19 protein-coding genes are annotated in these 19,431 nt (G+C 36.1%); 6 read left to right on the forward strand and 13 right to left on the reverse strand.

Features of this window, described 5'->3' with window-relative positions:
* Nucleotides 1–58 precede the first annotated feature (58 nt).
* Entirely contained in the window at nt 59–607 is a 549-nt protein-coding gene (locus tag FJR03_RS11775) for a type II secretion system protein (protein ID WP_265738063.1), read from the forward strand.
* A gap of 9 nt (nt 608–616) precedes the next feature.
* Nucleotides 617–2,458 (forward strand): primosomal protein N', encoded by a 1,842-nt coding sequence (locus tag FJR03_RS01475; protein ID WP_193113902.1) that lies wholly within the window; start codon nt 617–619, stop codon nt 2,456–2,458.
* Between the two features lie 14 nt (nt 2,459–2,472).
* On the opposite strand, the gene FJR03_RS01480 is transcribed toward FJR03_RS01475, so the two are convergent.
* Nucleotides 2,473–3,033 carry an NUDIX hydrolase gene (locus tag FJR03_RS01480; protein ID WP_193113903.1) on the reverse strand — a complete coding sequence of 187 codons (561 nt, stop codon included), beginning with the start codon at nt 3,031–3,033 and terminating at the stop codon, nt 2,473–2,475.
* Nucleotides 3,026–4,222, reverse strand: coding sequence for a peptidoglycan DD-metalloendopeptidase family protein (locus FJR03_RS01485; protein WP_193113904.1), 1,197 nt, complete (start codon nt 4,220–4,222; stop codon nt 3,026–3,028). The genes FJR03_RS01480 and FJR03_RS01485 overlap by 8 nt, the downstream gene beginning before the upstream one ends.
* A gap of 103 nt (nt 4,223–4,325) precedes the next feature.
* Between FJR03_RS01485 and FJR03_RS01490 the strand changes: the two genes are divergently transcribed.
* From FJR03_RS01490 to FJR03_RS01500, 3 genes are read left to right on the forward strand one after another with little or no spacing between them, the layout of a single operon-like run.
* Nucleotides 4,326–5,126 carry a plasminogen-binding N-terminal domain-containing protein gene (locus FJR03_RS01490; protein WP_193113905.1) on the forward strand — a complete coding sequence of 267 codons (801 nt, stop codon included), beginning with the start codon at nt 4,326–4,328 and terminating at the stop codon, nt 5,124–5,126.
* The gene (locus FJR03_RS01495) at nt 5,127–6,512 is read left to right on the forward strand and encodes an FAD-linked oxidase C-terminal domain-containing protein (protein ID WP_193113906.1); all 1,386 of its coding nucleotides are present in this window, start codon (nt 5,127–5,129) and stop codon (nt 6,510–6,512) included.
* A gap of 1 nt (nt 6,513) precedes the next feature.
* Nucleotides 6,514–7,377, forward strand: a complete 864-nt coding sequence (locus FJR03_RS01500) for a YihY family inner membrane protein (RefSeq protein ID WP_193113907.1) — start codon at nt 6,514–6,516, stop codon at nt 7,375–7,377.
* Here FJR03_RS01500 and FJR03_RS01505 read toward each other — a convergent pair.
* The 6 genes from FJR03_RS01505 to FJR03_RS01530 form a co-directional block, all read right to left on the reverse strand.
* Complete coding sequence (locus tag FJR03_RS01505) at nt 7,285–8,571, reverse strand: ComEC/Rec2 family competence protein (protein WP_193113908.1); 1,287 nt, start codon at nt 8,569–8,571, stop codon at nt 7,285–7,287. The genes FJR03_RS01500 and FJR03_RS01505 overlap by 93 nt on opposite strands.
* A gap of 4 nt (nt 8,572–8,575) precedes the next feature.
* Nucleotides 8,576–10,030 (reverse strand): replicative DNA helicase, encoded by a 1,455-nt coding sequence (locus FJR03_RS01510; RefSeq protein ID WP_193113909.1) that lies wholly within the window; start codon nt 10,028–10,030, stop codon nt 8,576–8,578.
* A 1-nt stretch (nt 10,031) separates the two neighbouring features.
* Nucleotides 10,032–11,090: a flavodoxin-dependent (E)-4-hydroxy-3-methylbut-2-enyl-diphosphate synthase gene (gene ispG, locus FJR03_RS01515; RefSeq protein ID WP_193113910.1), complete on the reverse strand. Its 1,059-nt coding sequence runs from the start codon at nt 11,088–11,090 to the stop codon at nt 10,032–10,034.
* A gap of 98 nt (nt 11,091–11,188) precedes the next feature.
* Nucleotides 11,189–12,844: a multiheme c-type cytochrome gene (locus FJR03_RS01520; RefSeq protein WP_193113911.1), complete on the reverse strand. Its 1,656-nt coding sequence runs from the start codon at nt 12,842–12,844 to the stop codon at nt 11,189–11,191.
* Between the two features lie 84 nt (nt 12,845–12,928).
* Nucleotides 12,929–14,899, reverse strand: a complete 1,971-nt coding sequence (locus tag FJR03_RS01525; protein WP_193113912.1) for a TonB-dependent receptor — start codon at nt 14,897–14,899, stop codon at nt 12,929–12,931.
* A gap of 189 nt (nt 14,900–15,088) precedes the next feature.
* Nucleotides 15,089–16,078: an agmatine deiminase family protein gene (locus FJR03_RS01530; protein WP_193113913.1), complete on the reverse strand. Its 990-nt coding sequence runs from the start codon at nt 16,076–16,078 to the stop codon at nt 15,089–15,091.
* Nucleotides 16,079–16,092: 14 nt separating this feature from the next.
* On the opposite strand from FJR03_RS01530, the gene FJR03_RS01535 reads away from it, so the two are divergent.
* Nucleotides 16,093–17,106 carry an alanine racemase gene (locus FJR03_RS01535; RefSeq protein ID WP_193113914.1) on the forward strand — a complete coding sequence of 338 codons (1,014 nt, stop codon included), beginning with the start codon at nt 16,093–16,095 and terminating at the stop codon, nt 17,104–17,106.
* Here FJR03_RS01535 and FJR03_RS01540 read toward each other — a convergent pair.
* Genes FJR03_RS01540 through FJR03_RS01560 form a run of 5 tightly spaced genes read right to left on the reverse strand, consistent with a single transcriptional unit; the run spans nt 17,103 to nt 19,428 of the window.
* Entirely contained in the window at nt 17,103–17,621 is a 519-nt protein-coding gene (locus FJR03_RS01540; RefSeq protein WP_193113915.1) for a C40 family peptidase, read from the reverse strand. The genes FJR03_RS01535 and FJR03_RS01540 overlap by 4 nt on opposite strands.
* Nucleotides 17,621–18,010, reverse strand: a complete 390-nt coding sequence (locus tag FJR03_RS01545; RefSeq protein WP_193113916.1) for a hypothetical protein — start codon at nt 18,008–18,010, stop codon at nt 17,621–17,623. Before FJR03_RS01545 ends, FJR03_RS01540 begins: the two co-directional genes overlap by 1 nt.
* Complete coding sequence (locus FJR03_RS01550) at nt 18,010–18,237, reverse strand: PP0621 family protein (protein ID WP_193113917.1); 228 nt, start codon at nt 18,235–18,237, stop codon at nt 18,010–18,012. Before FJR03_RS01550 ends, FJR03_RS01545 begins: the two co-directional genes overlap by 1 nt.
* Nucleotides 18,234–18,818: a 16S rRNA (guanine(527)-N(7))-methyltransferase RsmG gene (rsmG, locus tag FJR03_RS01555; RefSeq protein WP_193113918.1), complete on the reverse strand. Its 585-nt coding sequence runs from the start codon at nt 18,816–18,818 to the stop codon at nt 18,234–18,236. Before rsmG ends, FJR03_RS01550 begins: the two co-directional genes overlap by 4 nt.
* Nucleotides 18,819–18,864: 46 nt before the next feature.
* The gene (locus FJR03_RS01560; protein ID WP_193113919.1) at nt 18,865–19,428 is read right to left on the reverse strand and encodes a PAS domain-containing protein; all 564 of its coding nucleotides are present in this window, start codon (nt 19,426–19,428) and stop codon (nt 18,865–18,867) included.
* Between the last annotated feature and the right edge of the window lie 3 nt (nt 19,429–19,431).

The raw sequence follows: 19,431 nt of genomic DNA on the forward strand, positions 1-19,431 counted from the left end.
TCTAGGGTAGTTGTACCAAACTTATACATCTTTCGAAAGAAAGGTGTATAATCTTTTTTTGCTTGAATTATTTTCGAATGATTTAATCAAAGAAAAATATGGACTTATTATGAAAAAAACAAACGCTTTTACTATAATCGAATTAGTTTTTGTAATTGTCGTACTGGGCATTCTATCTGCAATTGCTCTACCAAGATTTGCCTCAACAGGTACGCAAGCAAGAATAGCTAGTGGAAAAGCTGATGTGATGGCTATTCGTTCAGCAATTATATCGGAGCGACAAACAAGATTGATTAAAGGTGATTCAAGTTATATAAATAGACTTGATAACGGTGTTACTGCAAATGCAGCAGGGAAGAAATTGTTTGACTCTAATACTACTTTATCCTCTACATCTCCGCGTCTTTTAAGTATGCCTATAATTTCTGGTGAAGGTGACGGACACTGGATAAAAACTGGAAATAATACGTATGCATATAAGATAAGTGGGAGTTCGATTACTTTTACATATTACCCTGAAGATGCTACTGTAGATGGTGTCTTTCACCCAGCCGGAGAGTTTAATTGTGATCATTCAAATACAGTCTGTAAAAAATTAACAGAATAATTTATTCTATTGTACTACTACAAAATCTCCATAATAGGCTCTGTCTTAGAGCCTTTAACTTACCACTCAGAAGAAAAAATTTCACTTTATTCACAAGTTACTGTTTTATTAAACAACAAAGAAAAAAATGGTGTTGTTGTAGAAGAAACATCAGAGCCTGATTTTAAAACACTCAAAGTTTTAGATATTTCTACACACTATTACTCGAAAAAACAGTATGAACTAGCCAAGTTTATAGCAGGTTACTATATCTGTGCTTTGGGTGAAGCTTTTGCTTTAATGCTCCCATTTGAAGATTCTAAAACAGTTGATAATGAAAATAAAAGTACTCCATCTTCTATTACACTCTCACAAAGACAAAATGAGGCGTTAAAATTTTTGCATAAGCATGAGGTTTCTTTACTCTTTGGTGATACCGGTAGTGGAAAAACAGAGATCTATATGAAATATTTTGAAGAGATTATAAGTCAAGATAAACGGGCAATATTTCTTATGCCGGAGATCTCGTTAACACCACAAATGTCTAAGCGTTTGGAGGAGCATTTCGGTGAGCAGTTTATTATGTGGCACTCAAAACTTACCCCTAAACAAAAAAAAGAGGCCCTAGAAAAAATTTATGACGGTAGAGCCAAGATTATAGCAGGTGCGCGCTCAAGCCTTTTTTTACCTATAAAAGATTTAGGTTTGATCGTGGTAGACGAGGAGCATGACGACAGTTATAAATCATCTTCAAGACCGCGTTACAATGCTCGTGATTTAGCAGTATATATGGGCAAACTTTATAATATTCCGGTAGTACTTGGAAGTGCAACACCATCATTGAATTCGTATGTAAAATATCCGCACATAAGACTTAAAGGTGGACATTTTCGTGCAAAAAGAGAGTTTATATATGAAGCAAAAGAGGAGAGTTTAACCCCTCTTATTTTTTACCATCTCAAAAACACGATTAAGCAGGAAAAACAGGCGATAGTTTTTTTACCGACACGGGCAAACTTTAAGTACTTGGTATGTAAAGATTGCGGGGCAACCTACAAGTGCCCGTATTGTAGTGTAGGAATGAGTATACATCAAAAGGCAAATGCGATCAAGTGTCACTATTGTAACTATATGCAAGCTATTCCTAAAGTGTGTGCAGAGTGTGGTAGTGATCATCTTTCAAGTTCACGTATAGGTACGGCAGAAGCCTTAAAAGAGATCGAAGAGGAGATGCAGGATGTAAAAGTTGAGCAGTTTGACAGAGATACGATCACAACTGCGAACAAGTTAAAAAAAGCACTCAAACGTTTTAACGATAGAGAGGTTGACATACTTGTAGGGACACAGATGCTCTCTAAGGGACATGATTATCATGATGTAGAGCTGGCAGTTATTTTAGGTGTTGATAATATGCTCAGCATTGCAGATTATCGTGCACGTGAGAAAGCACTTTCATCCTTGATCCAAGTTGCAGGTAGAAGTGGAAGGGCAAGTGATGCCAAGGTATTGGTACAAACATTTAACGAAGAGTTTATAAAGGCATATATAGAGAACTATGAAGAGTTTTTAGAGTATGAAAAAATGTTTCGTGAAGGGCTATATCCGCCGTACAAAAAGCTCTGTCGTGTACTTTTTGCCGATAAAAATGGACTCAAAGCGCAAGAAAAGATGCGTGAAATGGAAGAATGTCTTAAAAAGTTTGATACAATTGAAGTTGTAGGTGCAAAAAAATGTGCTGTTGAAAAGGTGGCAAATAAGTATAGGTTTGAGATTCTTCTTCGTTCAGATAAGGCGACAGACCTCATAAAAGCTGTAAAGTCGTGTAAAAACTCTATGGCAGAGATCGATATGGACCCAATCGATTTTGCTTAAGGTGTTCTCTTCCTTTAGTTTTTGATATTTTCAAAAAACCAATAAAATGCCATCATCATCCCCGGAGTTTTTTGAAAATTCTCATCAAATATAAAGGTTTTTGCTTCATTCGTATTTAGCTCTATAACTTCGATCTCTTCGTCATGGATACCGCCACCGTCATGAACTCTCATACTCTCATCGATTTCACCGTAATAAAGTGTTTGTTTAGCTCCTGAGATACCTACGGATGTAAAGAAACTTGTTACATATCGCAGGTTTATTGTAGGAATATCATAACCACACTCCTCTAAAACTTCCTCTTTCGCAATCTCTGAGAGGGGAATTTCTTTATCGACTATACCAGCACACAGCTCATGCATGTAGCCATCTTTATGAAGATTAAAAACTGGGGGACGAAGCTGTTTTACTATTATAAAAGCATCTTTTTCTTTATGCCATAATAAAATTGCTACAGAATCATGGGAGATGATAGCCTCCCATTTTTTCTTTTGATCTTTTTGTGTGTAATGGATCTCTATCGGTTTTATATATTTTGGATCTTCAAGTGCTTTTACACAAGTGATTTTATCCATTTATATCATCCATCATATAGATATAACACATATCCTCAAAGCGTGGAGGTTTTTTATATGGAGTTTTATTATTAAGGTGTAAATCTATACGTTCATCAAAGTTGTTTTTGAGTTGTAAGAATGCTTTTTTCTCTTTCCCTTTAAGTTTCTTTGTCGTTACCTGAACTACTCGTAGAGGGTTGATAGCAACTCCACGCTTACGAAGTTCAAAGTGAAGATGTGGACCAGTTGAACGCCCAGTTGAACCTACATAACCGATAGTTTGTCCTTTTTTAACATACTTACCTCTATAGATCCCTCGGCGGAATGATTTGAGGTGGGCATAGCGGGTTTCATAACCATCGTTGTGGCGTATTTTTATAAGATTTCCATAACTTCCCATACGTGCAGCATAGATAACCTTACCACTTCCTGCTGCAACAATAGGTGTTCCGCGGCGTGCTGCATAATCAACTCCAAGGTGAGCTTTCCATTTATGTAGTACAGGGTGGAATCTTCTTTTTGTAAAGTATGAAGAGATTCTGGCTCTAACAGGACGAGCAAGTAAAAAACCCTCAACCTCATGTGCTTTTTCATCGTAGTATCTATCATCGTCATTAAGGTAGATATAGTGTTTTTTTGAACCCATCTCGATCATAGCAGCATCTAGTGTGGGCATAGAAAAAGGTTGTCCTAGACGATATTTTTGAGAGTAAAGCATTACAAGCTCATCCCCTTTGCGGATATCGTTTTTAAAGTTAAGTGAATGTTTAAATGCCGCAACAAAAACACCTGCAACTTTACGACTTCCCGTTTTTTTAAGTATTGCATAGTTTGGAGAGGAGTTTATCTGAGTATATAAAACCTCATTTCTAGTAGTACTGATAATAGGGATTGCCTCAAATGCATAGCCGTCACCGTTTTTATAGATGTGAACCTGAAGTTCGTCATTTAGAGGGAGTAAAATTTGTAAAATATCATTGTTCGTATCTTTTAAGATCTGATAGTGAACACCTGCTCTCATCTCTTCTGTTAAACGTTGGTCATCTTTATCTAAGTTGTAGTAAAGCTGTCTGACAGGCAAGTTTAATTTCTCTAGAAAGACTAAGTAAGTTTCTCCATTTTGCCATCTAAAGCGTTCCACATGAGAAGCCAGTAGCGTATTTGAGAAAAAGAGTGTAATAAAAAGTAGTATGAAAAATCGTATCATTAAATATAAACCTATAATAAATAATTGTGAGAGATTATCAAATTTTGGCTTAGTCTGAGTTTTATTTGATATAATCTCAAAGATATTACAAAAGAGAAGTTTAATGAGATATGTTTTTTTAGTACTTTTAATACAGTTTAACCTATTTGCAGGTTTATTAAGTTCAAAGATTGTTAATCTTGATCTTGAACAAGGAACTGCAACGATAAATATAGATAAAGTTGATGTAGGGGTAAGCGGTTATGTTGTTCATCATATAACTGCTGAACATAGCTCTATTTTAAAAAGTTGTGTCGTAAAAAGTTTTGATCCTCAAACTAAAACAGCAGTTGTAGAGATGAAAGAGTTTAACCTCTTAAGAAACAACGCACTTCCAAAGGGAAAATGGGAAGTTAAGGTTGGTGATAGTGTAGAACTTGCTTTTGGATATACACGTTCACTTCTAATTGCACCGAGTGAAGAGATCTATTATCAGATCTCAAAATCTGTAAAGACTCAGTGGGTGCATCCTGATATTTTTGCAACACTTTTATCGATGCATGGGCATCCGACACCACTTCAAGAGGATTTTAGCGATATTGCTACAGCTTCAAGTGCAGGATTATTATTTATCTATTTAGACCAAAAGCTTTATACTGTAGATATCAAAAGTTTTAAAATTTTATATATAAGCGATGCTCCGCTAACACAAGATAAAGAACAACTTCCATTTTACTCAAGAGTTGAGACAATAGAAGATTCATGGTTTGGTGAGGGTAGTGATGAACTTGAAAGTTATGAGCCCCATTACTATGAACTTTTAGTACAAAATAACAACACAAATAAAACGTTATATGAGACGATAAAAAATAGTAAAAATGAAGAGATAAACTCTTTAGTTGAACAATTTAAGATTGGAGAATAGATGTTAGATACAAAACATATACAACATTTTACAAAAATAGTTGGCGATGATAATATTTACAGTGATAAAGCACACCTAATTGCCTACTCTTATGATGCTACACGTGAGCATTTTGAACCTGATGCAGTTATCTTCCCGCGTAATGAGCAAGATGTTAGTGAGATTTTAAAATATTGTAACGAACATAAGATTGTTATTGTTCCTCGTGGAGCCGGGAGCGGTTTTACGGGTGGTGCACTGCCAAGTAACGGTGGTATTGTGTTAGCGATGGAAAAACATATGAACAAGATCCTTGAGATCGATATGAAAAATATGGTAGCGATCGTGCAACCGGGTGTTGTAAATATGGACCTCCAAAAAGCAGTAGAAGAGGTTGGTTTATTCTATCCACCTGATCCTGCATCTCAGGACTACTCAACTATTGGTGGAAATGTAAGTGAAAATGCCGGCGGTATGAGAGCTGCCAAATATGGAATCACAAAAGATTACGTAATGGCAACTCGTGCAGTACTTCCAAACGGTGATATCATCAAAGCGGGAAAAAGAACGATCAAAGATGTTGCAGGGTACAACATTAGCGGTATTTTAATAGCAAGTGAAGGGACTCTGGCGGTTCTTACGGAGATTACACTTAAACTTATTCCAAAACCAAAAATGACAAAAACTGCAATGGGAATCTTTCCAAGTGTAACAGAAGCTATGAATGCCGTATATAAAACTATGGCAAGCGGTGTTACTCCAGTTGCTATGGAGTTCTTAGATAACTTAACTATCCGCGCGGTTGAGCAGACTTTCCATAAAGGTTTACCGGTAGATGCTGGTGCACTGCTTGTAACAGATGTTGATGGAAACTTAGAAGATGACCTTAACTTTCAGCTAGAACAGATTGAAAAAGTTTTTAAAGAGAACGGCTGTTCTGAATTTAAGATCGCAAAAGACGACAAAGAAGCGGCTGATCTTTGGTTTGCCCGCCGTAATGCTTCACCGTCATTAAGTGTGTACGGAAGCAAAAAGCTTAACGAAGATGTAACTGTACCTCGTGCAGTTCTTCCTGAACTTCTAGAGAAGTTCTATGCGATTGCAGAAAAGTACAATGTAAATATTCCGTGTTTTGGACATACAGGTGATGGAAACGTACATACAAACGTTATGGTTGACGGTAGTGATCCTGAACAAGTAAAGATTGCTTATCAAGCGATCGAAGAGGTTTTCCAGGCAACAGTTGACCTTGGTGGTACACTTTCAGGTGAACACGGAATCGGGCTTGCAAAAGCACCGTATATGTCAATGGCATTTACACCTGAAGAGATGGCCCTCTTCAAGTCAATCAAACAAGCGTTTGATCCAAACAACATTTTAAATCCTGCAAAGATGGGACTCAACTAAAATGAACTTACGAGCTTCTGAACTTTACAAACAGGTTAAACTTTTTGTTTTATCGTTTGTAGATAAGGAGCTCACTCTTTTTGCCGCATCGCTTAGTTTCTATACTATTTTTACGATTATTCCTCTGCTTATCATTATGATGTCTTTACTTACATCATTACCAAGTTTTCAAGAACACTATGAGAGTATAAAAGGGTTTATCTTTTCAAACCTTATGCCTGTACAATCGGAAGTTATAATTAGTAAAATTGATGGCTTTTTAGCAAATTCCGCGAAAATGGGAATTATGAGTTTAGCTGCTGTTTTAGTGGCATCTCTGCTGTTTTTCAAAAACTTTGAATATATCGCAAATAAAATTTTTCATGCAGAATCAAGAGGCTTATGGGAGTCGATTACAACATACTGGACTATGATGACACTCACACCTATCGGACTCGGGATATCGTTTTATATTACAGGAAAGATTGCGGCTCTTATGGCTTCAAATGAGCTTACATCAGGTTTTAATATCCTTCCTCTTATTCCATACTTGATTATTTGGGGAGTTTTCTTTCTTATCTTTCAAATAGGGCCAAATGCGAAGGTGAATCCCCGTGCATCGGCTATTAGTTCATTAATCGTTTCAGTGATATTCAGCATCAGTAAAAACGGTTTTATCTATTATGTATTTTTAAATAAGTCATACGCTACGATGTACGGTTCTTTTGCAATAGTGATGTTCCTGTTTTTATGGATATATGTCTCTTGGATCATCTTCTTATACGGTCTGAAATTATGTCACATTATAGACAGCATATATAAAAACAGACAAAGCAAAGATATTGAGAATGTAAAACAGAACTCTGTTGTAGATACTGCCGAGTGATACACCGATAAACAGCCATAATATTTTCTGATCAAGAACTACAACAGTTCCAAAATCTGCACTCTTTAATAGCATTACTAAAAGTGGATCAAATAGACTTCCCAATCCAACTATATGCAATACTAATGAAAATGGATAGAACAGTGTAAAGAGTGTCGTGTGGATGATCGAGAGTGGATGCAGATATGAAAAGTTTCCAAATAGTGTTAGAGAGTATGGAAGTATCAAGAGATAGACAAAGATAGGCAGGAGAAAAAACTGATACACTTTACCTAGTTTTTGAAAATAGATAAAAAACAGAAATATATAAAACACACCTGCTACACTTAGCCATAATCCGATATTAAAAAAAAGATGTGGAAAAAGTGCCAGAATTAACAAAATAGTCAAGAGCAGTGTCTGCATAGAGATAATTTTAATTCCCCGATCGTAGAGAAAAAATCCTATTAATAACATTACAAAAGCACGAAGCAAAGAGGGCGGTGATTCTAAAAAGAGGGTATAGAATAATAAAACCGTCGCGATAATAAAAAAACTATCTATTTTATAGCTCCTGTAGGGAAAGTAGTTGTTGTGAAAAACTCTATAGGGGTATTTGAGTAGAAAATAGAGCAGGGCTGAGAGTACCCCTAAATGAAAGCCACTAATTGCTATGAGATGGGATAACCCTAAAGTGGAAAATGTTGTTTGAAGTTTTCTCGGTAATGGTTTTGCAAGATAGAGCGCTTCATAGATATTTGTAAGCTCTTTATCTTTATGCTGCTTTTTTATAAATTGTGAAAGCTTATCTTTTGTAGTAGTGGAGTTGTTAATTTTTAAAATCTTACTAAAGGCAAAAAATCCTTTGATGTACTCCATAAAGGTGATATTACCAATCTCTCCTGTAAAGATTTCAAGGTGTATCTCTTTAGAGATGATGTTAGGAAGATCTTTCTTTGCAATCGTATAAAAGGTATATCCCTCGGATGCTTTTAGCTTTAATACCTGGTAGTGTTTTGTTTTCCTGGTTTTTGTCAGTTTAGTTTTATTATATTGTTTTAAAACAGTAGCATCTACAAGAGCAGAGTCAAATTTTATAAGTTGTTTGTATTTGTAGTATTCATAAGAGAGGTTGAGTGTTAGAAGTATAAAAAAGAGAAGAAAAAGAGAGAACCACTCCTTCTTTGTTTGAAGCAGTTCTACTCTCTCTATCATGATGTTACAGTGTCGGCATCTCTATTTTATCAGCTCCGCCAACATCTATATTTGCCGATTTTGTATCGACGTTTTCATAGACAAATTCGGTAGCCTGTGCAAAACTCGGTTGATCGATAAAGCGGGTAAGCTTTTTCTGGAATACCAGTTTAACATGTCCCGTTGGACCGTTTCTCTGTTTTCCGATGATGATTTCAGCTTCCTCCTCCTCTTTTTCAACATAGGTTGGAGTAAACTCTTTTCCTTCAGCTTTTGCAGCTTTTTCACGCTCTTTTTCTTCTTTGTAGAGGTATACATCATCACGGTACACAAAGAGGATAATATCGGCATCCTGCTCAATAGAACCAGATTCACGAATATCACTCAGCATCGGACGTTTATCATTTCTAGATTCAAGTCCACGATTGAGCTGTGAGAGTGCTACGATAGGAATCCCAAGTTCACGGGCAAGCATCTTTAATCCACGAGAGATATCTGAAACCTGTAAGTGACGGTCTTGGTTTCCAATCCCCTGCATAATTTGGAGGTAATCAATAACTGCCATTTCGATTTCCGGATGTTGTGCTTTTAGTTTTCTTAGTTTTGAACGAAGTTGATTAATGTTTACACTACCTGTGTCATCTACAAAAAGCTTAGCATTGTTCATCTGATCAATTGCTCCGTTTAACTGACTCCACTGCTCATCACTCATATCCCCGACACGTAGTTTTTGCAGTGGAATAGAAGTTTGAATAGAGAGCATTCTAAGCATTAACTGTTCAGCCGGCATCTCTAATGAGAAAAATGCCACACCCTTATCCTGCATGATAAGATTGTGAACCGTATTTAAAATAAATGAAGTTTTTCCCATCGCAGGACGAGCGGCAACGATGACCAAGTCCCCTTTACCAAAACCTGTCGTCATTTTGTTGAGGTCTTTAAAACCAGTATCTACACCAACAAGTACAGAATTACCGCGAGCTTTCATCTCTTTGATATATTCCATTGTTGCAAATGTCATGGTCGGAGAGTCAAGGAAGTCGCTTGTTTGGTTGTCTTGCGTAATCTCATAGAGCTTTTTCTCTACAATATCTACAACATCAGCTGATGGTAACTCCTCTTCAACAGTTACACGTTTGATCTCTGTTGTAAGAGTTAAGAGGTGACGTTTTAAAGATTTGTCTTTTACTTCATCCACATACGCTTTTGTATTAGAGATAGGGTTGGCTGCTAGAATCTCTAAAAGTACCTGCTCATCAAACTTCTTCATTTTGTTGAGCTCTTTTTTAATGAACTCCTCATCGATCGGTAAGTCGTTTTGAAAGAGTGTCATAATCGCTTTAAAGATATCTTGGTGAGCTGGAAGATAAAAATCATCTACTTTTAACATCACACTGAGATCATCAAACTGTGAAGGTTCAAAAACGATTGAACTCAGTATACTACGTTCAAAAGCTAAATTATATAGGTTGTCTTGCATATTACTCCTGCCCTGCCATTTTTTCAACTTCATCGACAAATTTGTCAACAAGTTCTTTTTCATCAAGATTTGCTACAACCTCACCTTTAACCATAACCAAACCTTTTCCTTTTCCGTACGCGATCGCAACATCTGCATGAGCCGCTTCACCGATTGCATTTACGACACACCCCATTACACTTACATTGAGTGGTGTTTTAATATGTGCAGTTCTTTTTTCAATCTCACTTACTGCACTTACTAAATCAGCTTCAATTCTTCCACATGTTGGACAAGAGATGATGTTTAGACCATCAGGTAATGCCCCGCTATCTTTAAGGATTGCACGTCCGACATTGATCTCCTCTTCAAGTTCACCAGTAATTGAAACTCTTAAAGTATCTCCGATACCGTCAAGTAAAAGTGCTCCAAGTCCGATCGAGCTTTTTACCGTTGCATGAAAGAGTGTCCCTGCTTCTGTAACTCCAAGATGGAAAGGGTAGTTGTTTTTAGGGCGAAGCATTCTATAGGCATCAACAGTTCTTTGTACATCACTTGCTTTAAGTGAGATCTTGATATCGCTAAAACCTAAATCTTCAAGGTATTTGATGTTGTATTCGGCACTTGCTACCATCGCTTCAGCTGTTTGACCGTATTTGTTATCAAACTCTTTTTCCAGACTCCCGGCATTTACACCGATTCTAATTGGAAGGTTACGCTCTTGACATGCTTTTACAACTTCAGCAACTTTCTCTTTAGAGCCGATATTTCCAGGATTGATACGGATACAATCAACAGATTCGGCTGCTATAAGTGCTAGCTTATGGTTGAAGTGTATGTCGGCTACAAGCGGAAGTGAAATTTGTTCTTTGATACTTTTTAATGCCAATGCATCTTCCATATCGGGAACGGCTACACGAACAATGTCACATCCTGCAAAATGGAGACGGTTGATCTGTTCAACAGTTGCAGCAACATTATGAGTATCCGAGTATGTCATTGACTGTACAGAGATAGGTGCATCTCCACCTACAGCAACATCTCCGACATATATTTTTTTCGTTGGGTATCTTTCTATCATAAAAAGGATTTTAGCTTGTTTGATATAAAAAAGTGGTTAATTTTTTAAGTCATATTTTTAGCCCGTATTTTACGGGCTAAAAAGCATTATTAAAGAGTCTAAAGGTCAAGACTCTTTGTTGTTAAAATTGTAGTTTTTAGTTGTGAAGCATCAAACATAGTTTTAAAACTATTAGATTGCGTAGTGTTGTCTTCAAAGAGATCTTGAGCAAACGGATAGCTAAGTGTCTGGTAACGTAACTCTACCTCTACACGAGTTGGAGTTGTAGAAAAACTACTTGTATTTATATCGTAAGTTACAATGTCTCCACCACCTATAAAGTTTGCATCACCACCATTAGCAGCACCTACAACTGCAATGTCACTTGTGGCTGTTGTTTTATCGAAACCTCTTGGTAAAAGACGATTGTCTTTTACATAACTTGCTGCACGAAGCAGTGTATATGTTACTTCATTATCACTGTTTTGCATAATCGCTTCATATATTTGCACTTGATCTTCTGAATTAATAACATCATAATGGGGTTCGTAGGTAGTTTTGTCCATATCACCGTTAGCACCGAAAATGCTTCCGTTAGCATCTACCTTTCCTGATTCAAATAAGACTGAATCATTTACATCATAAAGTGTAAAGTGAATAAATGCACGACGTGAAGGGAAACTAGTTGGAAGCTTATGCCCCGTATTAGCACTAACATTTACATCAATACTGAGTATATTATTTGTTATTCCATTGTCTGTAAGTGTGATCGATGCGGCATTTTGTATAAGCTCATCAGTTTTTGTCAGTGTTTTGGTAAAGTTTGCACTCTCTACAACACCTAAAGCCGTTTTATTATTGTTAAGAATATCCAGCATCAATTTATTTCCGCCTACAAAATTATGGCGTGAAAAGTTATTTCTTGGAGATAAAGTACCGTTGTCCGGACGAGTAGATATAATAACACCATCAGTTTTTTCCATATGACACTCTTGACAGATCGTTGTAGTGCTAAAGTCACTATGTTCCCATTCGCTATATGGCATCTGCTCAGGAAATTCACTTTCAGCTGTTGTTGAAACCAAATCACCATTACTGTCTACAAATGGCGTTTTAAGATTATGACATGTCGCACACATTTTTGATTCACTTATATGACTACTTTGAACAGGTGTATAGTTTAAAGAGTTTTGCATAGGGGTAACGAGAGGGTTAATAAACTGTCCGTAGATCTCACGATTTGAATTGATTGAGTAGCCTCCTGAAAAACCATCAAGTGTACCAAGGTTTGTCGCATCTATTTGATGGCAAAGTGCACAGCTTACTCCGTTCATAGCTTCATTGTAATGGGCATTAGAACTGTTTAAAAATCCATTCTCAAAGACTTTTATTTCATCACTGAGATAATGTGCTTCATAATTTGCCATAGGGGCATGACATTTTGTACATTTGTCGTTGATAGTAGTGTTAAGATCGGGATTACGTTTGAGCTCTGATGCAACTTTTGCTTTCCATAACGGATCTTTAGAAGAATTCCCCATCATAGTAGCTGCCCAATCACTTTCAATAGAGACATCTGCTCCATTTCCATCAACAATGCCGTTATGACAAAGCGCACAGTTTTGTGAGCCAGAAAAATGTGTAGAGGTGAAAGCTCTATCTTCAGATACTATTGTTGTCGTAGTATTTTCTGAAGAACCTCCACCACCGCAAGCTGTAAAAAATATTGTTGTAAAAATTAATGACGAAGAGAGAATAATTGAAAATTTATTCATAAGTTTGCCTTGTTGTATTTTGCTATTGTCTTAAGCAAGTGTTAGTGAAGTCTTAGCACCGAAAAGGTGCTAAAAAAAGTAGTTTTAGAATTTAAAATCTAAGTTAGTATAGAAATAACGGCCAGGTTCGTTAAGAAGCATAACATCACCTGTAGTTCCACCAGTTAATAGAGTTAAATCTTTATATGTATTGTTTACAGCATATGTAACATCAAAGATATTGTTCATACCAAGAGTAAGGTCAAATTTTTTGTTTACGGCATGTTTGATTTTTGCATTTACAACTGCCCAACCAGCGATCTCTTGTTCACCGTTGTCTTCATCAAATTTGTCCCATCTGTCACTTGCTTGTAGTTCTAAAGTTGCCATAGAGTTGTTTCTATACTCATAGTTTACACCGATATTTCCACGTAACGGAGCAATATCTGCTAGATCTTTATCTGTTTGACCTGTAAGTGCTTGATCTTTTTCACCAACTTTATAAGATGCTCCCATATCGATAGTGATTGTGTCAGTTGCATAAACTGACGCGCTTAATTCTACACCATAAACAGTTGCATCTATATTTTTAAAATTGCTTGATGCTAAACCATCTTGATAATAAATGTAGTTATCTAACATAGAGTAGAAAGTTTTAGCTTTTAATTTAAAATATTGATTATCTGTTTCATAACCTAAATCTACTTCTTGATTTGTTACTTGGTCTAAATTATTAGTAGCATGCATACCCATATATAACTCTCTAGCATCTGGTACACGTGAAGCTTGACCGATTCCTAAGAAAACTTTATTTTCTTTGTTAATGTTGTATGTAGTCATAATATTTGCACTTAATGCAGTGTAATCATTTGACTGTAATGCTGTATCTTCAGGTGTGATTTTTGTTGAATCATATCTAGCACCTATTTCAACATCAAGATCTGCATATGATTTTTTTAGTTTTGCAAAAATCGCTGCATTCTCTGTTTTTGTAGGAGTTAGTGAAACAGCAATAGAAGCAGGCATAACTACTCCTGAAGCATTTGACATATACTTTTGACCTTCCCAAGTTCTTTTACTTGTGTCTAAACCTATTAAGATTTCATGTGCCATAACATCAAAACTATTTTTTAGTTTTAAACCTTGCATAGTTGTTTTAAGATGATTTGTCATGTAATTTGGTGTATTCATCGTTTGTCTGTACATTGTATCCATCGGATGATCTACATCAGAGTAGTAGTATTGTAGATTTACATTTTTATAGTTTTCATTAATCGAGTCTATATTGTATTCAACACTATAGATGTTTGAATCATCGTAACGTGCATCCATTTTAGAGTTTGGATAAAGAACATTATCACTTCTGTTTGCAGTTACACTAAGACGTAATTCTTGATTTTCAAAAGTTGAGATATAAGCTTTTGCCATTGCACTTTTTTTCTTATACGCTGGTACGTCATGATATGTTGATGTAAAGAGTGAAGTACCGTAATTATCAACTTGTTCTGCCAGTGTATCACCGTTACCGTCTTTATACTGATCACTAGATTCATCTGATACAGTTGCAATCATTCTGATAAAATCATTTCCACCGCTTACAGTAGCACCGAATTTTCTGTAGTTCCATGCACCAAAACCTAGATTAATAGAAGCTTGAAGATCTTTTGTCGGTTTTTTAGTCTCGATTTTTACACCACCGCTAAGAACTCCAAAGCTCTCTACATCGTAAGGACCTTCAATAACCGTTATCTTGTCAACCTGATTTGCAACAATGTGTGATGTCGGCGGATCCATTCTGTTTGGACATGCACCGCATACTTTTGTACCGTCAACCTCTACAACAATGTTATCCCTTTTTTGACCACGGATGTAGATATCGTTAGCGATAGCGCTTCTTCTGTTCATATCGATACTTGGAACTTTATCACTAAGTGCTTTTGCAACATCAGCTGAAGTTTGTGCATTTTCTGCAACTTCTGAAATCACCGTTGATTCGACATTGATAGTATCAACTTGAAGATCGTTGGCAACAAGATAAGATACGGCAAGTAATGATAATGGAATGATTTTCTTCATAAATAACCCTCTAAACTAAAATTTGTCTATTCTAATCAAATAATGTTACAAAACTGTTAAGAGAGTATTTGATACAATTTTATTATGACAAAAATGGAAAAATTGAAACGAACGGTAATGATAGCGATAGGTTTTGCCCTTGCCACATATTTGATTATGAGTGGCATGGCAATATTAGAACAAGAGGAACTAAAGGAGAGTAACTCCACTAGCGAAGTTCATAGTGACACAGTGAAGTGAACCATGTTGGCGGATCAGTGTTGAGCAATCAACACCAACTATTCTGCGATCGGGAAATGCCCATTTAAAGATCTCCAGAGCTTCAGCATCCTCTTTCACATTGTAAGTCGGAACTATGACACCTCCGTTAACAAGTAAAAAGTTGGCATATGTTGCTGGAAGTCTTTCATCCTCATCGTATACAGCTGAACTCATCGGAAGTTTGATCAGTTTTAGTTTATGCTCTATCACAAACTCTTTAAGTTCATCCTCCATCTTTTTTAAGGCTTCGTAGTGCTCGTCTTGTGGGTTATCACACGCTACATACATGATTGTATCTTTTGAGATAAAACGTGCCAGTGTATCTATATGGGAGTCTGTATCATCCCCTGCAAGATAACCATGATCAAGATATAAGATCTCTTTAGCCCCAAAATACTCTTTTAACTTTTGTGTCATCTGCTCTTTTGTAAACTCTTTATTTCTATTTGGGTTGAGCATACACTCCGATGTTGTAAGGATAAGCCCTTCACCGTTGCTTTCAACACCGCCACCCTCTAAGATAAGATCTACATCTTCTAGCGGAGCTGAATAAACAGAAGCGATGGCAGGGGACATGTTATTGTCAAGTTCGGCATCAAACTTACCGCCCCATGCATTAAATGTAAAATTAAGTAGTTTGATTTCACCGTTATTTTCAACAGTTAGTGCAGAAGAATCACGAGCCCACGTATCGTTTGCAGTGTACTCTATAAACTTTATATTTGTATGATCTTCAAAATAGCTTTGTACCTCTTTTGTGTCATGACACACAACTAAACAAGGTTGAAAAGTTCTGATCGCATTGATGATAGCTACAAAATTTCTTTTAGCATCCTCTAAACAACAGTTCCAGTCTGTATTTTTATGAGGAAAAACAACTTGAGTGAAGCTTTGTTTTTCAAACTCTGGTATTAACATAGTATAATTTCTCCATGGCTTATATAACTTTAAATAAAAACAATCTTTTTTATAATTTTGACATTATCGCAGATAAAACTAAAAGCAAAGATAAAGTTGCCGTTGTTTTAAAAGATAATGCGTATGGACATGGACTTTGCGAAGTTGCAAAGATGGCACAAGAGTATGGAATCAGTAAAGCAGTAGTTCGATCGCATACAGAAGCAGAGGCTATTTATGAATATTTTGACTATATTTTAGTACTTGCCGAGATGCCACAAAAAGCAGATGAAAAGATTCACTATACTATCAATGATATAAAGCTCATTACTAAGTTCCCAAAAGGTACGAAAGTGGAGCTTAAAACAAATAGCGGTATGCATAGAAACGGTGTTGAATTAGAAGAACTGGAGAATGCATTTGCTTTAATTAAAGAAAACTCTTTAGATCTAAAAGGGGTTTTCACACACCATTCATCTGCAGATGAAGAGGGGGATTATTTCTCTTTTCAAAAACAAAATTTTTCTTTGATCAAACAGAAGTCAAAAGAGTTGGCAGAACAGTACGGATATACACTTGCCTTTCACTCTGCAAACTCGGCTGCACTTTTTCGCGAAGAGAACTTTGATGAAGATATGGCAAGAATAGGGATCGCAACGTATGGATGTTTGGAACTTCCATCTAGTCTGCCTCAAATAGATTTAAAACCGGTACTAAGTATCTATGCTGAAAAAAACTCTTCAAGAATTTTAGAAGAGGGGGATTGTGTCGGATATGGTGCAAACTTTAAAAGTACAAAGAAACAGGTGGTAAGTAACTATGATTTTGGTTACGGAGACGGTTTTTTACGTGCTTGTTCAAATATCTATAAAACACCTGAAAATGTTAGCATTGCCGGAAAAATTTCTATGGATAACAGCTCGTTTTTAAGTGATAAAGATGAATTGCTGATTTTTAATGATGCAAGAGATATTGCAAAATTTGCCGGCACTATCTCGTATGAATTATTAACATCGTTAAAATCATATATACCGAGAAAAATAGTTTAGTAATTCAGGATACGTCTAGCCTGCCAATACTTCTCTCTCCAATAGGGGTTATTGAGGTTAGAGATTGTCACACCGTGTTTTGTTGAGGTGTGTAAAAAATTTCCCGCTTCAAGATAAACTCCTGAGTGTCTTGAACTATAACCTGTTTTAAAAAGGAGCAGATCTCCCTCTTTTATTGCAGGTTTTTTTACGAAGGTTCCTACTTTAGCCTGATGCTTTGTATCTCTTGGGATATTTAATCCAAAACCGTCTTTGTAAACTTGCTGCACCAATGAGGAACAATCTATCCCGTAACAGGTAGTCCCACCATATTTATAGGGAGTGTTTACCCATTTTTTATATTGTTCATAGATCGTAAGCGTTACGGGATTTTTATTGCGTAATTTATATGATAGTTCTTGTTTTGGAGAAGGGGAATAGGGTGTTAAGGTTGCATACTCTTTTGTTTGCGGTGACTTGCCGGAACATCCACTCAACAGAAGCAAAGATGTTACGACAAAGAGTAAAAAAGGCATTAGCTTATCTTTACTATTGCCTCTGCAAACAGGGCTCCGTCAACACCCAGTAGTGCTAACTCTTCTATCTCTTCTTCATCCTCTATATGGACTAGGATTTTTGAATCAAAAAGATAGTTTTCGGCAATATTTTGTGCTGTTTTTGCTAAACTTTTTGGTACTAAAATATAGTGTGCTCCAAGTGCCGAAGCATAGATAAGCTCTCTTATATTTTGTACATTAAGTGCAAAAGAGATGCTGTTTTTTTGAAGATAGTTAATAATATCGAGGTTATCTTCATGAAATGCGAGATATAGTTTAGATGACGGTGGCGTATGAGCAATATCATCTATATCAGAGATATGGTAAAAACTCTCACTTTCTATAAAACGGTGGCCAAAGAGTAACATTATTTATCCTTGTTTACACACTCTTGAGAGCAGTAATATTTCCCATTACTGAGAATCGCTTCATCTACTTCAACATAAACACCGCAACTTGCACATTCGATCATGTCGTTAGATTGTAATTTAGTATCTTTTTTTTCACTCTTAGAATTTACTATCGGCTTTTTTTTGATAAACATAAAGTATACAACGGCAATTACACCGATAACGAGTAAAATTTTTAATATCATAATTGTTCTCCTAAAAGTAAGTAATGTCTGTTTTGTGTTTCGATAATTTTATATTGCATATTCTCTACAACATCATTCACTTCATCAAAAACTTTTTCACCTTTATAAAAAAAGAGTTTTGTATGGGCATCTCTATGGTTTTTGCTTAAATTCAAAAGCATTTTTGTATCAGTTACTGCACGTGAAGTGATAATGTCAAATACTTCACTCTCCATCTCTTCTACTCTTTTTTTCACAACTCTAACATTGTCAAGTCCCAAATCTGCTTTGATAAATTGTAAAAAACTTGCACGTTTTGCAAGTGGTTCTACTAAAGTGACTTGAGTGTCGGGAAGAGCTAGGGCTAGGATCATTCCGGGAAAGCCTGCACCTGTTCCTATGTCCATTAACGAGTTGACTTTAGGTAAAAAGCTGACAGGATAAACGGCATCAAAGATAAACTCATCTAAAGTTTGCTCATCCTTTGCACCTGTAAGGTTATGGATCTTATTCCATTTAGTAAGATGTTCTTTATATTTTTGAACATTGGTAAAAAAATTATCCGGTAATTGTAGTTCTTGCAGTTTCGATTGTAGATTCAACAAAACATCCTTTTCAAAAAGGATATTTTATCTAAAAAAGTGTTTTTTACGAAAAGAGTTTTTTCATTGCTGTGAAAAACATTTTAAAAATCCCTTTGTTACCGACTAGATCGTTGATGAACTCATCATACGTTACACCTTTTTCTTCTAAAAAGCCACGAAGATATTTTTCACTTGCTTCAACACCGCCGTCTTTTTCAATCTCTAGAAGTTTTTGGTAGATCGGCTCCATCGTTTCAACTGCTTTTTTTGGTGCAGCTTTTCTAAATGCAGTATGGGAGATGATCTCGTTTGTAATAGGATCAACTTTAGGTTCAAATTCTGTTACAACCCAGTAGTAACTTCCATCTTTTGCCAGGTTCTTTACAACGGCCATGATATTTTGGGCACGATTAATTCGGTCCCACATCATTTTAAAAACAACTTTTGGCATATCTGGATGACGGATGATATTGTGAGGTTTTCCTATAAGTTCAGCCTCTGTATAGCCGGAAATTTCGACAAAATAATCATTACCGTACTCAATGATCCCTTTTGGATCTGTTTTTGAAACAATGTATTTCTTTGGATTTAATACTTTCTCTTTATCGATTGGAGTTGGGCGTGCCATATA

The sequence above is a fragment of the Sulfurimonas marina genome (assembly GCF_014905095.1).
Taxonomy (GTDB): domain Bacteria; phylum Campylobacterota; class Campylobacteria; order Campylobacterales; family Sulfurimonadaceae; genus Sulfurimonas; species Sulfurimonas marina.